Below are 15,012 nucleotides of genomic sequence, written 5' to 3'. Positions count from 1 at the left end.
CTTATTTCACCGTCTTGATTTGCGTTATCAACGGCGCGCCGCCTTCTTTCCTAACGAACTCAAATTCGACCTTATCGCCAACTTTCAAGACATCTAATTGCGATTTGTCAGCAATCGCAAAAAACATAGTCATGGCGGGCCAATCAAGTTCTGGGATAGGTTCATGTTTCAGCTTTACCTTGTCTGCGGGCTTATCAATGGTCACAACTTCCCCTTTCACAACGTAGCTTTTTTGCACATTAGCCTTGGGATGGTGCGCGTCATTTGCATAAACTGGTATAGCTGAACCGCCAAATGTAATGCATGCAAGTGTCATTATCAAAAATCGTTTCATTTCTGTATCGTCCTTTCTTAGACAAGATTAATCTGGGCGAACCTAGTCCGCCCAGCGTACTCATTAGTGCTTGTGTTTATCACCTGAACCCATGAGCATGTGATGCTCTTCTATCATTTGCCCCATCACCTGATCCATGAGCTTCTGGTGCTCCTTGATCCAGTCCTCATGCTCCTGCATGGTCATGCCAGCTTTAGGTTTCATTTCTTGCATTTTAGTCATTTCTTGCATTTTAGTCATTGCTTCATGCATCATTTTCATGTGCTCACTCATGAGCTTCTGACGCTCAGCCCCTTTTGCGGCTTCAGCTTCCTTCAGCTTCTGCTGTGACTCTGAAAACTGTCGGTTAAGTTGCTGCTGAATGAGATCAGGGCCAGCCATAGCCGATGTAACCGTTAAGCCGAGACTGGCAATAAATGCAGTAGCGATTAATTTATTGAGGATTCTTTTTTCCATGATTGATACTCCGTATTGAGATAAAGTTTAATTTATTGCTTGTGCATATCGCCCATGTCCATAGGCATGTCACCCATGTCCATCATCAGTTTATGTTCACCCATCATCTGCTCCATCATCTGTTCCATCAGTTTCTGATGTTCGTTAATATAGTCCTCATGCTCCTGCATGGTCATGCCAGCTTTAGGTTTCATGGCCTGCATTTTCTTCATATTGCTTTGCATCATTTTCATGTGCTCCCCCATGAGCTTCTGACGCTCAGCGCCCTTCGCGGCCTCGGCTTGTTGCAGTTTCTGCTTGGCTTGTATAACACGCTGAGTCATTTCCCGTTGAAAACTATCCTGTCCAGCGAAGGCCGATGCGGAAATAAAGCCAATACAGCTAACGGCGACGATAGCGATCATTTTGTGGATGGTGTGCTTATTCATAATAAAAAACTCCTAACGAAATTAAAAAAAAGAAAACAGACAAATGTCAGCCAGAAGGTAATACTTGCTTGTTGCTTGCACCCTTTTGACCATTACCATTACCATTATCATGGTAGGCATATTACTAATAGCTGACCGCAACATTACAATTTTGTAATGTTTGGTACACGAGGCTGAGAGTTAAACCATGTATAATCAGTCAAGGTAATATCGTGCTTTAGTCAATACGGCGTATTTTTGAGCAGATCTTCCATGTCTTTGTAGTGTCCACGTACGCGGTCTACGTGGTACTCATACATCAGTGCATTTTCTGCGAACTTGACCCGCTCGACATCCATCTCAACTGTGTTGCCGTCAACACTACCCTGACTAGGGATGACGTATTTCACTTCCACTGTTTTTGCCGTCTTTCCTGTGCGAAGCGCTTCCTGAATATCGAAGTCAACCGCCTTGTAATCTGGTGTGTCGGCATTCGCTATATTTGACGCAAGCAATTCCTGGCGATATGCGCGAAGTCCCAATGCACGCTCGTTAAGACTACCTTCCTCAGCCGCTCGCGCACTGGGTAATTGAAAATGACCAGTTGTCACGTTAGTCGATGGGGGTGGCTCTGGAACGACTAGCGCAAAGTTTTTATATCCGTCGACAGGGTTGGTGGCTGGCTCCCTATCCCTGACGCGCGCCAAGGCCTCTGAAAACGTTCCGGCAAGGGGGACTAACGATTTTGCCTCCCTTTTCACCGACGAATCCACATTGCTCAAAGGCAAATTAGAAAGTCCTAAAATGTTTGCCATGTATACCTCCATTTAATGAAGAATGAATAGGATGATCAAGTTGATTGACCGATCGCTATCCGGTACAGAAATACTTGATCCCATGGTTAGCATCAATGTTCCACCTTACATGGAAAGGTGAGCAGCATATTCCGACACCACACCGTTTGTTTCTGCAATTGCAAAGCCAATGCTTGCTGGTTGCTTGCACCCTTTTGACGAATACCATTATCATGGCAGGCATATTACTAATAGCTGACCGCAACATTACAATTTTGTAATGTTGGATAGTTGGTTCTAAATGCGTGCAACAATTAGGGTGTTGATTAATACCTGAAGAGAATAAGATGAAAATCTTGATAGTCGAAGATGAGCCGAAAACTGGCGATTATTTGAAGCAAGGCTTGTGCGAGACTGGCTTTGTAGTTGACCTAGTACGCGACGGTCTCGATGGCGTGCATCAAGCATTAACTGACAACTACGATCTCATCGTGCTTGATGTCATGCTACCTAAACTTGATGGCTGGCAAGTACTTCAGCGGATCAGACAAGCGGGTAAACATATGCCCGTGCTGTTCCTCACCGCTCGCGACCAGATTGAGGATAGGGTAAAAGGACTGGAACTAGGAGCGGACGATTACCTCGTCAAACCGTTTGCATTTTCAGAACTGTTGGCACGGGTACGTACTTTGTTGCGCCGAGGCAAGAGCAATGAACCAGAACTACTGCAGGTCGCCGACCTGGAATTGGATCTTCTGCGACGCAGAGTAACACGAGCGAGAAAACGCATCGACCTCACCGCCAAGGAATTTGCTCTGCTCGAATTACTACTGCGGCGCCAAGGAGAGGTGCTGCCCCGCTCTCTGATTGCATCCCAGGTCTGGGACATGAACTTCGATAGTGACACCAACGTGATTGAAGTTGCGATGCGTCGTTTACGCGCGAAAATTGATGACGATTTCGAGCCTAAGCTCATCCAGACCATCAGGGGCATGGGATACGTACTGGAAATCTCGGAGTCTTAATGAACCCAAAATCAATTACTTTTCGTCTAACGCTGTTTTTTTCAACAGTGTCGACTTTTGTACTGCTTGTAGTAGGGTTACTAGTTGGTTCTCTGGTGGAATCGCACTTCGAAGAACAGGACCTGATGGAGCTTCGCGGCAAACTGGAACTTGTCCGTCATGCGCTGGCTAAGGTTCGCATTCTATCCGATCTCACGACCGTTCCGCAGAGCCTTTCTGACGCGCTGATTGGGCATCCAGATCTTTCAGTTGCAATCCTTGGACCAGATCATCGCATATTGTTCACTACGCCAAGTGCGGCATTTGCTACCTACCTTCTAGAACAACCAAGTCGTAAAGATTTATCTGGTGAAGCAAGGCTTGTGATGTGGGAACAAGAAGGACAAATATATCGCGGCATCTCTGCTGATGCTGACACCGGTATTGCTGGACAGCCATCGGCCACAGTTGCGCTTGCAATTAACATTGAGCATCACCAGGCATTCATGAAAGCATTCCATAATAATTTGTGGATGGCAATCACCGCAGGTATTCTACTCACCATAGTGCTAGGCTGGGTTGCCGCTCGCCGAGGGTTGGCTCCGGTACGTCAAATGGCAGACGTGGCAAAGGGTATTTCAGCAAGTCATTTGAGTGATCGCCTATCATCAAACTCTGTCCCTCCCGAATTAGCCAATCTTGCGATTGCCTTCAATGAAATGCTGGCTCGTCTGGAAGGCTCATTTCATCGCTTATCAGATTTCTCATCTGACCTGGCTCATGAATTAAGGACACCTATCAGCAATTTGATGACGCAGACGCAGGTAGCTTTATCCAAGGGACGATCTGCAGACGAGTATAGTGAAGTGCTATATTCAAACCTAGAGGAATACGAGTGGTTAGCACGCATGATTGCCGATATGCTTTTTCTGGCAAAAGCTGACAATGGGTTGATTATACCAAGTAGCGAAATAGTGGACTTGGCTAAGGAAGTACAAGAACTGTTTGGTTTCTATGAAGCGATCGCTGATGAACAAGGCGTAAGCATGCTTCTCACGGGAGAAGGCACCGTTAGAGGAGACCGGCTAATGCTCCGCAGGGCTTTAAGCAACTTACTCTCAAATGCCATTAGGCACACTTCACACGGTAGATCGATTAAGGTATTCATCAATCATGCTAAGCCTGAAGAAACGAACCTTACTATTGAGAACGTTGGTGAGACTATCGCGCCGGAGCATCTATCAAGACTGTTCGATCGTTTTTATAGAGTTGATCCTTCCCGCCAGAAAGCCAGTGATGGCGCTGGACTCGGGCTTGCCATTACGAAATCGATTATTGAAGCACACCAAGGAAAGATTCAGGTCTTATCATCAAATGGATCGACCCGTTTTAAAATTACCTTTCCTAACGTCTAATCAGACCCTAATGCAGTACACCTCAGTATTAGTGATTGTTATAGAGGCACCCAGCGAAAGAAGGGATAGAGACGAAATATCTACGACAATCTACTAGGCAACCCAAGTATAAGGCTATCATCTAGCATGTGATTGACTAGGATACTATAGGCTTTAACGACAGCAACAGTATCATTTCGATGGGCGTTGATCGATCCACGGTAACCTAGGTAAATAACGTTCATATTCCTCCTTTACCTTGGCAAGTCTCGCTTGGAAAAAGGCTCCCATCATCTTTGTTTTATGTTCTACCTCCAAAATATGGGTCGAATCCATTTTTGAACCTGCCTTCCATGAGGGGTGTCTATATGGAACTAAAGAGCCAATCCTCAGCATTAGGCCCGTTGAATTCTTTTGTATCGCAAATATCGGTGACAATTTCTCCAGCTCTTTAGCCAAAAACTTTTTTGGATCAGCCCCACTATCCACCAAAAGATTAGATTGCATTTCCACAGAAAATAATGCCCATGTCCAAGACCATATATAAGATAGAAGCATCTCATCAATAATTTGGGCTAAGGGTCCTGATGGGACATATATATTGACCAACCTGCGATCAGGATCAGGCTGTCCTTGAAGCACAGGTTCTACTTCATTATTTTCCGAATGCATATGGATAATTCGGTTCTCGTTTCTGCTGATAAAGCCCGAGTATTGAGAAATTAAGTCTGAAAACTCTGCTTGATCCCATGTATTTTGTCTAAAAGAAATATCTGACAGTGAAAGCCCGCTTGCTTGATTTAATTGCTCAATATCAATCATTTCTTCCAAGCAGCGAATTGTGGCCAAGCGCTTACAGGGTACTTTGGAAAATAACGAGAGATCAAAAGGCGCACGGAGGTCGTAAGGCGCGCCAGGAACTCGTATAAGCATTCCTACCAAATGCAATTTCTGAAAATGACGCAAGCACTTTTCATGTCCATTTATAAGCTTTTTTTCCAATCCCTTCAGTGTTTGTTTCCACAAGGGGGTTAATTGCAAAGAATTACACATAAGCTGACGCGCATGCATCAAAACCGATAGGTAATATTTATCCAGTTGCAAAATTGTGTTGGCTTGTTCCGTGGTGCACTGAAAGTAATGCGTTCTTTTAATGGAGCAATTCACAGGCATCAATAATTCAATGACTTTTTTATTCGGCGTATTTACCGACTTCATGGTCATCATTACGCGCGCACTTGCAGAATTGCCGATGACTCTCGGTAGCTGATCGTGATGCCGTTGTATCTCAATCAGCGCTGATTCCGTAGCGCTGATCTGCTTAACAAGATTTTTTGCTGATTGATATATAGATGTATTGTTGGAAACCGTCCAAGTCGAGCTATAGGCTTCATGCCAAACCCGTTCAGTTCCAAACCAACTCTGATAGAGCGCCCCGATAAGTTTTGTGTCCCCGCTGAGATGGCGATGGATTGATTTTGGACGAATTCTATGTTCAACCAATGGGAGAGAATGCAAAAAACATTTTTTAAGCCAACTTAATTGATGCAGTGTCGAGTGGTATCCATCTGCCAAGCATTCCGGACAAGATCTCAATTCATTGAAACTCACATTGCCTACTAAACAAACTTCTTGGAAAGTGGCACCCAAGCTAATTTGTCGAGCTGACTGAGACCTAATCAGTGCTAATGGCTCATCTAACATTTTGGAGAAACCGCTGATATTGAATCCGACTGTATCTACGGTACACGTGCTTTCTGGGGTAGATACATCCGGAGGCAGAAACTCGGCAAGCACCTCTCCAAACACCTTGATGGATACTCTATTTAAATGGCAGTATTTTGCCCCTAATGAAGCCATTGATTCGAATGGCCTTAAGGTATTTTTGCGCCATGACGTAGTGGATTGATTTCGGTTAATGTTCATGGCGCTTTATAAAACTGTTGATCTATCTTATACTTGCTTTCAATGCACGCAAGGATTCTATGTAACCAGATGCGGCGATTGATTTCTGAATCAGATCCTGCGGAACATCAAGATCATAGTTATCTTTTGAAACGAGAGAATTAAGGATCCCTATTATCGTCGCCGTAAGATAATGCATTGGAATAACAGGTTCTTGCTCCAACCCTGCATCAATCCATTTATTTCTAAATTCTGCCCAAACGCCTGGACAAATTTTTTGCAATGTGAACCCATTTTTTACAGCTTTAGGTACAAAATTTTCAGAAAATAAGATTTTACTCTCCAAAGGGTAAAAAGTTTGGTCGAATTCCTTAAAGCAATTAGCAAGATCCTTTTCCGAGTTAATCCCTGAAAACTCCATCTCACGAACCATGAACCGGCCCACAATTTGTTCTTTCCCACCATCAATAAGCTTCGTTTTCACTCCCGCCAATTCAGACTGACCTACCAATAAGCAAAATAATCTGCAACCCCTTGCATCAAGCTCATTACTGATATTAAGCAACCAGTCGTAATGACCATCCGTCAAAAGTTGCGCTTCATCAAAAAAAATCACCACGGCGTTTACTGGAGAACGCATGGCTCGTGACACCAACCATTCAGTCAATCGATCTCGTTTATCTCCGGCAGAACCACCCATAGCATGTCGATGTCTTGCACATCGCAACATGTGTTGAAAAAAAGCTCTTTCAGAGGCTATCTTTTGCCCTCTAACTGGCACCTCAAGTGAAGGAACATTCCCAAGAACATTCGGCAACATTTTCAATACCCATCGTGTTGCTGATGTTTTGCCAAGACGCGGACGGCCATAAATTAATGCTCCATGAGAACCGGTCATTAGCCAAGAGGTCATATTTTTTAAATATGTGGTACATGGTGGGGTTTTGATCAGGAAGGCACGTCCTGCCATTACACGCGTGGAAATTTTGGTGCGTTCGATGAGCGAGGGTTCATTCGGAATTGATGTCCTGATTTCCATTATCTGTAAGTGGTTCCCAGATTACTTATAAGTGCGTCCAACTCATCATCAGCGATCTCTTCATGTTTTGGGACTTCAACTAATATATCAGGATGAATCGAGTCACTCGACTCAATATCCGATTCCCTCAAATTGACATTTTTGTTATCGAACTTTTGTTCTTCAGATAATCGTGCAAGTGTTCTTTGAGACCGTCCTTTTTCTCTGACTTCTTTTTCAACATGCGCTCTGAATGCTAGAGGGATATCAGCCGCATGGCTGATAAAGCTGTTATTAGTCATAAATCTCCTCACTGCTGTTCTTGTGAACAGAGAATGAGGGGTATTTCGCCACCGTTTTTCTACCTGGAATAGCCCTAAAGAAGTTCCATCTTTCAAAAGCACGACCTCAACCTCTCGGACATCTTCATTTGCCATTACCAATACTTTTTGCCCAATCACATTCGGAACTGTGTACAACCCAGTACCTTCATATCTGGCATTTTTCCAACGAAGTATTGGCCGACCACGTTCTTGCCCGATAACAGCTTCATCAAAAATTGAATACTTAATACAGTTATCACGTTTACACTTTGGGATCCGTCTGAATATGCCAGTTTCTCGCATCACCGCTCGTTTCAGTACTTCATTACGGCTGATGGTTGTTCCTGGTGCTATCCCTGTGTTGTACCGGACAATTAGCAAGTCTATGAGATCTAGCAGAGTGTCAAGTTTGAGAATAAAACGATCATTTTTTTTAATGGATTTTCTGACATCTCTAGGGTTGGAGCCGGTTGTTCCTTCTAAACAATGAATTCCAGCTTCTTCAAGCAAATCAAATAACAGCTCTATTCTCGGACGAACATTGGGTGATTCTTTTGGACCAAAAACAGGAACCGCATTTACGCTGCGCTCTAGCATCGTAAAAAATATGCTGCTTAAATGGCTTTTTGCATTGTCGATCCATAATTCGTCATAACATACATAACTGAGTTCTGACATAAGCGCATTCGGTAGACATTCCCCAGGTTTGTATGAAATTGTTGATACAGTTAACTCTCGAGGTTGCCATGGCACTAGGCTACTTCGAATGGCTCTGGTTACATCTGAAGCATTGTAATTGCGACCTAATGAAATGCTATATCCAATAACAGCTGTGCTTTTGACTTCCAGCAAAGCGATCAACCACAGACGAGCAACCTTGCAATATACAACGCCCTCGCCATTCAGACCTGAAACCTCTAACGTCCAATTGACATCTACGTAATGTCCATCCGCCTCAACTCGCTCATAGCATCGACTAGGTGGAGCCCTAAGGTTTTCATGTAAATGATCCAGAGTCTCCCTCGATGCCACATTTAGAATCTTACTTTCTGCAAGTATTTTCTTACCCCAACTAGTTAGGGCAAATTTACCGTTTGAATTGCTACAAAAAGGATATGAAGGTGGGGATATTCCCAATGAATTACATTGACTTAAGAAAATTTCGTGAATGTGATGCCAAGTCAGCCGTGAATTGGTTCGGTTAGACTCAGGAGAAATCCCATGCACAATCAGTTTGTCCATCGTCTTATATAATGTTGGGTATTTGACAAAAAGTGCTTGCAGAGATCCAGGTAATGCTTGTCCTGAATCTAACTTTTCTAGCGAATTACGCCGATGAAGGCCTGTATGTTTTCCTTTTATTAAAGTGGAATATCCAATTGGGTTACCGTTTTTATCTGGTGAAGTACAACGTTTCAACAAATAATGTAAATATTGCCTTGAGATTCCCGTTGTTTTTTCAATTTCATTTAGAGGGGTTCCATTGCTAAATTGATCAATCGCAGATTTCTTGTTTTCGTAGTCCTGTCTTGTCTCATCGTTCAGGCCTAGAATTTCTGGAACTTTCCAGACGTCGATATTCTCGAGTCCAGGATAATTTCTGCGATTAGTTTTTAGATAACTCATGATATGCAGAAATCTCGGTAATCATGCTTAACGGAGAGATGTGAATGTCAGAATAGACTTTACGGCTAATTATCAGTCTCGCAAGTGACGTCTGTACTTCTTCTGGATCTGACAAAGGAAATTGTTGAACCAGCTTAACAAACGTAATCTTGCGAACATTTTCTAATTCAGCAAGGATCGAGCGCTCCATAGCGTAATCAGGAATATATCCTGCAACGCTCACGAATCTCAGCAACCGCTTCAAATTAGCCAGTTCGATCGGATTGGCTTTTAGTAAATCAGTAGTCCATTCTTTATGCTGAAAGCCATAAATATCACACCATTGTTGCCAAGCAATATTTTTGGACTCAGATTTTTTGGATTGGTCGTCAATATATGCAGTGCTAAAGGTATGAATGAGAACAGCACCATCTGCTTTTACGGAAATTGCTTTGGGCGATGTGGCAATTGCTCGACCATCTTGAAGGCTTATTGGAAAGGCAGGAACGCTTTCATTAAATTGGATGGTGTCTTGGTCACTCTCAAGCCTTACCCACAGATCATAACTATCATGTGTATATAAATTCACCCGACGATGAAGTTTTGCGGAGTACGGAGCATAAAGATGAGAACAATAGTTCTCCCGCTCAAATGGCTGAGGTGTTAGTAGTTCTTCAAGGCTAATATTATTGCCAAGATTACCCATATGCCCATGGTGAACCTAATCTATTGTATTTGCAATCATAAAAGGGATTATCATATTAAAATCCCTCATGATAAATACTGACAAATTATTCATTATCATTAACTATCAGCAACTTATTACCCCATACATGTAGTCAGTATTTCCTGAACGCGCGTACTCTCCCTGGCTCTTAGCTAAAAGGACAAAAAATGAAAGAATTTCCGCAATTCAATAAGCAACAACTCGAACTTTTAATGGCGTCAATTGCTTTCGCCAGTTTTGAGCTTTCTGGCTCTAACAATCTTGCTAAAACAATTGTTGATTTTGATTATGCTTTTGAGCATTTCGCTTTTAATAACCCATTAAACAAGCGGCAGCTTGTAAATGATCCAACTCAATACAGCGGTGATTTACTTAATCCTTTGATTGATGCCTTGATGCTTCATTACGAACATCTTTCTGCCAATGACAATATGCCCATATTGTCAACGTCTGTAAGTGCCACGGCTTAAGAAATACAAGCGCAAGCCATACAAGCCTATTGATAGAGAAAAATTCGTGGAACTTAGGAAAATAAACCGATTGAGCGTTGAGCAGGTGGCTAAGCTATTACAGGTCACCAGTAGAACGGTAGCGCATTGGGAAAGCGGTGTGACCCGCATTCCCTATTCCGCTTTTAAGCTACTGCGCTACCTCGCCAACGGTGAAATGTTGCCTGAGGCTTGGAAAGGTTGGGTAATCAAAGGCGACACCCTTTGGTCACCCGTGGGCAGACCCTTCCGACAACATGAACTTACATATCTAACGCACTACTTCACAATGGCACGTTACTGGCAAGCTGATTATGAACGCCGAAATGCAACAACACAAGAGGCGCAAATAGTCCGCATTAAACCTACTTTGCGCTTGGTGTCAGGGGGTAAGCATGATTAATGCACTAAAAACGCCTTTAATCGCCTCTTCTCATTCTATGGGGTATGGGGGAACTCGCTTCCCCCATGTAGACACGCACCCTATCCCATTTCTAAGCCGTCTATCGCGTGATGTTAATGTTCATAGCTCACTAAGGGTGATTTCGCGCCCTGTAGACATGGTTTTAAATGGTTTTTACTGTGTTGCTGACTCACTGAGCATCTTAGCATTAGCTAGCTGCTCAGTGAGTCACCCCCCCTAGTAACACGGGGGGAATCAAAAATTATGTAACAGGGTATTGGAAACCCCGTTATATATGGCTTTATTATTTTTTTATATTGTAAAGATAATAAAATAATTATGTGCAATGCACAGAGAGGAAAATGATGTCTGATTTGATTAATTTAACTGTTCGTATTCATCCTAAGGAGAAAAAGGAGGCTGATATTGCATGTGAGTATTTAGGAACAACTATCTCTCAAGTTGTGCGTCATGCTCTTCGTAAAACTGTCAGGGAGTATCACGTTACTTTAGCAACTGATAGAGGTGAAGCGTTCCGCGCCATGCAGAATCCTGAATACCAACAGGCTTATGAGCTTATCACTGACTTTGTACAATCAGTTAATTTGCATGGTGGTGTTGTTTCTATGCTTGATGGAAAGCTGGTTCTTAATGGTAGGTTTGTGCCTAATGAGTAAAAGCAATCCTGAATTTGTTGATACTAAACGCGCGGCCTCTTTCTTAGGTTGTTCAACTCGTCGTGTTCGTGCCCTGCTCTCACAAGGTCGTATTACTGGTGAAAAGGTCGGCACTGAGTGGCAAATTCAATGGCCGTTGCAATGTACATTTGGCTTGCGCGCGCCTTTGCGTAAGTTTAGCCAGTCAGGGAATATTAAAAAAACTGCACTCATAAAACATGAAAGCGAGGTTTGAAAATCCTTCATTGGTTGATATCCAGTATCCAACAAAATTAAATTAAAACGTAAAGCTAAGTTTCAATCTACAAAACTGAATTAGATTTCCTATACATTATACGAAATGAAGTATGTAGTTACTTGGTGTGTGACGCAAGGAGTCAAGTATGTCACACACAACCGCAACAAGGCCTCCAGAGGCTTCATATGGCTTTTCATTAACACATGAACAAGCATTGTCATTCAACTGTTGGAGAATTTTCTAGCTGTATTGTATCCACAAAAAATTTCATGCTCTAGGAAAAATTTATGTACAAAGAACATGTTTAATTGCTTATATAACTAAACACCTCGAACTGTCGTTAGTCAATTAAACTGTTGCGAGGTGTTTTATGCTTTATATGTTTGAATCAGGAAATTTAAAATTTACACCTAGATTAGATCTTAATATGATTAGATCATTAATAATGGTTAAATAATCTAACTGGTTTTTACTAAGGGGTCGCATCAGTATTTTCAATGATGACTTCAACGCGTCGGTTCATCTGGCGACCAGATGCGCTATCGTTGCCAGAGACCGGTGAGATTTCACCCTTGCCAGATGTGACGAGGCGATCCGAATTTACACCCTGCTTCATCAACCAGACCTTTACAGAATCTGCACGACGTTGTGACAAAGCCTGATTGTAGCCCTCGTTGCCTACGCTGTCGGTGTGACCTTCGATAAGCACCGAGCGGTCCATATACTGATTGAGGAAGCTAGCTAGTTTGGCGAGATTTGTGGCTGCGCCACTCTTAAGTTCAGACTTTCCAGTGTCAAATAACACATCTCCAAGTGTCACAACTAGACCTCGTTCAGTGGGTTTTGCATTAAGTTCTGCAATCTGGCGCTGCAAGTCAGCTGTCTTTTGTTGAGCATTGGCAGACTCCTGTTGTGCAGCTAGTGTGTTTAGACGTGCAGACTCCGCGCTACTCCGGGCGCTATCAATTTCCTTCTGCGCAGCTAGTGTCTCAATACGTGCTGATTCAGCATTGCTACGAGCACTATCAGCTTCTTGCTTTGCAGCAAGTGCTTCCATGCGTGCTGATTCGGTCTTGCTGCGTGCGATGTCAACTTCTTGCGTGCGTGAATCGAGACGTGCGCTCTCACGTTGCTGGTTCAAGGTTGTACGCTGGTCTACTAACAGGCGGCTTTCTGCCAGTGCCTGAGCGATGTCAACCTTGCGTTCTGCAATATACATCAAGTGTGCACCTTTTTCTTTGTCCCCCTGAATTTCCTCGGCGGCACGCACAGCCTCCTCCGCTTCCTTAATCGCAACTGGTGCTTGCTTTACGAGCTGCTGATCAGACTGTAACTGTGTCAACTTACTGCGAGCATTGTTAACCTGAACTGGCTGAATTGGTGTAGCTGAGCACGCCACTAAAATTACAGATGCTACTGCGGTAGCTATCAGTGTTTTGGTTTTACTAATTTGTGTGTTCATTATTGATCTCCTGTCTTACGCTGCATTTCCTGCTTTAGTGTGTCGGTACCTTTTTGCATCTGCTCGTTAACTATACGTGCCTTGGCTACTTCAGATTTGGCAGAAGCTAGCTCAGCGTCAGCTTTTGCCTGTTGGGCAAGATGCTGAGCCTGAACCATTTTTTCTTCTCTTACTGCACTACGGGCGGCCGATAGTTTATCGCGCGCATCACTCAGTTCAACCGACGCATAGTCTGCGACACGTGCTCGTTCTGCACTAGCAATCGCTTGTTCAGCTGCTAGTAAATCTGATGTAGGTGGTTGTGGCGTTGATGCACAACCACTAAGGATCAACAATGCCAAGAATGTGGTTCCCATCGACTTTCTTGCTGGAATGGTTGAGAGTCGTAACGGAAAACAGTTACTTCCTTTTGCCTTTGGTAAATGTATTGTCTTAGCCATGTATTTCTCCTTGTATGAGTTGCGGCACTTATTACCTAGATAATGAAGTAAGTATCCCATACTGCAGTGCGTTACTCCGTGCACTGGCGTACATAGGCCGTCGGGTGGTTTATTACTCTAGAGTAAATATACACGCTGTTGTTTTAAAGGTTTAGTTAGCTATTTGAGGGGCATGTATTGCACGATGCTTAAGGTTGAAGACTGTAGAAGATCGATAAACTTTGCTCAATAATAGCAAGTCTTGCAATGAAACTCAGTAGCTTGAAAATTAGATGCAAAGCCTGATTTTGGTGGGTTTTTAGAGGTGTTGATGAGCACTCTACTTTTTTGAATTTGATCAATCATCTACTGATTAACCATATGTTGGCTACCATAGAGTTTAACGGATATTCAATAATCTCTAAACTCAACTAGAGACTAATCAATGAGCCTAATAAGATATATTTTGATACTAAAAGCTGAAATATCTACAAGTGAAAGAGCTCTGTTGTTGTGAGCATCATAACGATTAGAAACGGAAACCTTTTGACATAGCAAGGTATTAGCCACTAACTTTTGTTATAAGCAGCAACTAACTATTGACGCCTACAAATGAAGCGACAACCACCCTACGCTATCCATTTAACAGTATTTGTTATAGATTTTGCACACTACCCAATACTACCAAGGTGACAATCATTAAAAGTGCCCAGCCGATGACGCCCGCAGTCATGACAGCGCCAAATAAAAGAATTGCATGGCCGCGTTCTTTTATATGAAATACCGCAGGAACACCATAATAGATAAACCCTACAGTGGCCATTAGCGCCATCGTTAATACAATTAGGTTAAATGTCATATCAGGAATTAGAAAAACGACGGGGGCTAGCCATAATGGCGTGGGTGCGACCGCTGCCAAGGTGAATGCCTGATGATAGGTTGGGTGAATTTCTGCCACCTCAGCTAGTTGTCTCACAATTAACGCCATCACTGGTACGGCAGCTAGTTCAATAATAAACAGAATTACAGCGACAAGTAATAGTTTTGAGTTCGATAAAACGGGAAGCAAATCACCAGCATATTTACCTGCTGCACAGTAGATGAAAAGCGGGGGTATTAATGACATTGGCACAACATGCAATAGATATAGCCTGTGCATAGAGTATTTACGCTGTACCAGATGACGCCAACCTTTAGTTGGTACAAAGAACATCCAGAATAAATTTAAAAGACTCATGAAACTACCCTCCCAAAAAAATTGGTCATTAGCTTATGTATCATTAACTCTAAATCTTGTGTTTCTTTCGGTAATTTACGCACTAATTCATTATAATTCAAGTACTTCTGTTAAATAATTA

The 15,012-nt window shown here is 42.9% G+C and carries 18 protein-coding genes; 7 read left to right on the top strand and 11 right to left on the bottom strand.

The features are described from left to right. Window position 1 precedes the first annotated feature (1 nt). The 4 genes from A391_RS0107615 to A391_RS14440 all read right to left on the bottom strand — a co-directional run bounded on the left by A391_RS0107615 (window position 2) and on the right by A391_RS14440 (window position 1,904). Entirely contained in the window at window positions 2-334 is a 333-nt protein-coding gene (locus A391_RS0107615) for a copper-binding protein (RefSeq protein WP_029144062.1), read from the bottom strand. 63 nt (window positions 335-397) lie between these two features. After that, complete coding sequence (locus A391_RS0107610; protein ID WP_019898482.1) at window positions 398-790, bottom strand: hypothetical protein; 393 nt, start codon at window positions 788-790, stop codon at window positions 398-400. Between the two features lie 32 nt (window positions 791-822). Continuing rightward, window positions 823-1,218 (bottom strand): hypothetical protein, encoded by a 396-nt coding sequence (locus A391_RS0107605; protein ID WP_019898481.1) that lies wholly within the window; start codon window positions 1,216-1,218, stop codon window positions 823-825. A gap of 221 nt (window positions 1,219-1,439) precedes the next feature. Beyond that, window positions 1,440-1,904, bottom strand: coding sequence for a flagellar basal body rod protein FlgB (locus tag A391_RS14440; RefSeq protein ID WP_232416155.1), 465 nt, complete (start codon window positions 1,902-1,904; stop codon window positions 1,440-1,442). Between the two features lie 434 nt (window positions 1,905-2,338). On the opposite strand from A391_RS14440, the gene A391_RS0107590 reads away from it, so the two are divergent. Both A391_RS0107590 and A391_RS0107585 read left to right on the top strand, forming a co-directional pair. Then, entirely contained in the window at window positions 2,339-3,016 is a 678-nt protein-coding gene (locus A391_RS0107590; protein ID WP_019898478.1) for a heavy metal response regulator transcription factor, read from the top strand. Continuing rightward, on the top strand, window positions 3,016-4,410 hold the full coding sequence (locus A391_RS0107585; protein ID WP_019898477.1) for a heavy metal sensor histidine kinase: 1,395 nt from the start codon (window positions 3,016-3,018) through the stop codon (window positions 4,408-4,410). The genes A391_RS0107590 and A391_RS0107585 overlap by 1 nt, the downstream gene beginning before the upstream one ends. Window positions 4,411-4,581: 171 nt before the next feature. Here the strand turns inward: A391_RS0107585 and A391_RS0107580 are convergent, their stop codons facing one another. From A391_RS0107580 to A391_RS0107565, 4 genes are all read right to left on the bottom strand, one after another. After that, on the bottom strand, window positions 4,582-6,249 hold the full coding sequence (locus tag A391_RS0107580; protein ID WP_019898475.1) for a hypothetical protein: 1,668 nt from the start codon (window positions 6,247-6,249) through the stop codon (window positions 4,582-4,584). An 88-nt stretch (window positions 6,250-6,337) separates the two neighbouring features. After that, window positions 6,338-7,333, bottom strand: coding sequence for an ATP-binding protein (locus A391_RS14160; protein WP_019898474.1), 996 nt, complete (start codon window positions 7,331-7,333; stop codon window positions 6,338-6,340). After that, window positions 7,333-9,261 (bottom strand): hypothetical protein, encoded by a 1,929-nt coding sequence (locus A391_RS0107570; protein ID WP_019898472.1) that lies wholly within the window; start codon window positions 9,259-9,261, stop codon window positions 7,333-7,335. Before A391_RS0107570 ends, A391_RS14160 begins: the two co-directional genes overlap by 1 nt. Continuing rightward, a complete protein-coding gene (locus A391_RS0107565; RefSeq protein ID WP_019898471.1) occupies window positions 9,242-9,946 on the bottom strand; it encodes a hypothetical protein in 705 nt (234 codons plus the stop codon). Before A391_RS0107565 ends, A391_RS0107570 begins: the two co-directional genes overlap by 20 nt. A gap of 188 nt (window positions 9,947-10,134) precedes the next feature. Here A391_RS0107565 and A391_RS0107560 point away from each other — a divergent pair, with 188 nt between their 5' ends. The 5 genes from A391_RS0107560 (at window position 10,135) to A391_RS0107545 (ending at window position 11,770) form a co-directional block, all read left to right on the top strand. Then, window positions 10,135-10,437 carry a hypothetical protein gene (locus tag A391_RS0107560; RefSeq protein WP_019898470.1) on the top strand — a complete coding sequence of 101 codons (303 nt, stop codon included), beginning with the start codon at window positions 10,135-10,137 and terminating at the stop codon, window positions 10,435-10,437. Then, window positions 10,424-10,858 carry a VC1465 family Xer recombination activation factor gene (locus A391_RS13795; RefSeq protein ID WP_336884722.1) on the top strand — a complete coding sequence of 145 codons (435 nt, stop codon included), beginning with the start codon at window positions 10,424-10,426 and terminating at the stop codon, window positions 10,856-10,858. The genes A391_RS0107560 and A391_RS13795 overlap by 14 nt, the downstream gene beginning before the upstream one ends. Continuing rightward, on the top strand, window positions 10,851-11,099 hold the full coding sequence (locus tag A391_RS14435; RefSeq protein ID WP_157261336.1) for a hypothetical protein: 249 nt from the start codon (window positions 10,851-10,853) through the stop codon (window positions 11,097-11,099). The genes A391_RS13795 and A391_RS14435 overlap by 8 nt, the downstream gene beginning before the upstream one ends. Window positions 11,100-11,220: 121 nt before the next feature. After that, window positions 11,221-11,535: a hypothetical protein gene (locus A391_RS0107550; protein ID WP_198291928.1), complete on the top strand. Its 315-nt coding sequence runs from the start codon at window positions 11,221-11,223 to the stop codon at window positions 11,533-11,535. Then, the gene (locus A391_RS0107545) at window positions 11,528-11,770 is read left to right on the top strand and encodes a hypothetical protein (protein WP_019898467.1); all 243 of its coding nucleotides are present in this window, start codon (window positions 11,528-11,530) and stop codon (window positions 11,768-11,770) included. The genes A391_RS0107550 and A391_RS0107545 overlap by 8 nt, the downstream gene beginning before the upstream one ends. Before the next feature lie 475 nt (window positions 11,771-12,245). Here the strand turns inward: A391_RS0107545 and A391_RS0107540 are convergent, their stop codons facing one another. The 3 genes from A391_RS0107540 to A391_RS0107525 all read right to left on the bottom strand — a co-directional run bounded on the left by A391_RS0107540 (window position 12,246) and on the right by A391_RS0107525 (window position 14,891). Next, window positions 12,246-13,235, bottom strand: coding sequence for an OmpA family protein (locus A391_RS0107540; protein ID WP_019898466.1), 990 nt, complete (start codon window positions 13,233-13,235; stop codon window positions 12,246-12,248). Further along, window positions 13,235-13,675, bottom strand: a complete 441-nt coding sequence (locus A391_RS0107535; protein ID WP_198291927.1) for a DUF4398 domain-containing protein — start codon at window positions 13,673-13,675, stop codon at window positions 13,235-13,237. Before A391_RS0107535 ends, A391_RS0107540 begins: the two co-directional genes overlap by 1 nt. Before the next feature lie 634 nt (window positions 13,676-14,309). Further along, on the bottom strand, window positions 14,310-14,891 hold the full coding sequence (locus tag A391_RS0107525; protein WP_019898460.1) for a Yip1 family protein: 582 nt from the start codon (window positions 14,889-14,891) through the stop codon (window positions 14,310-14,312). Window positions 14,892-15,012: the final 121 nt, after the last annotated feature.

The organism is Methylotenera mobilis 13, assembly GCF_000384255.1.
In the GTDB taxonomy this organism is placed as follows: Bacteria; Pseudomonadota; Gammaproteobacteria; order Burkholderiales; family Methylophilaceae; genus Methylotenera; species Methylotenera mobilis_B.
This window is presented reverse-complemented; position numbering and strand designations above follow the sequence as displayed.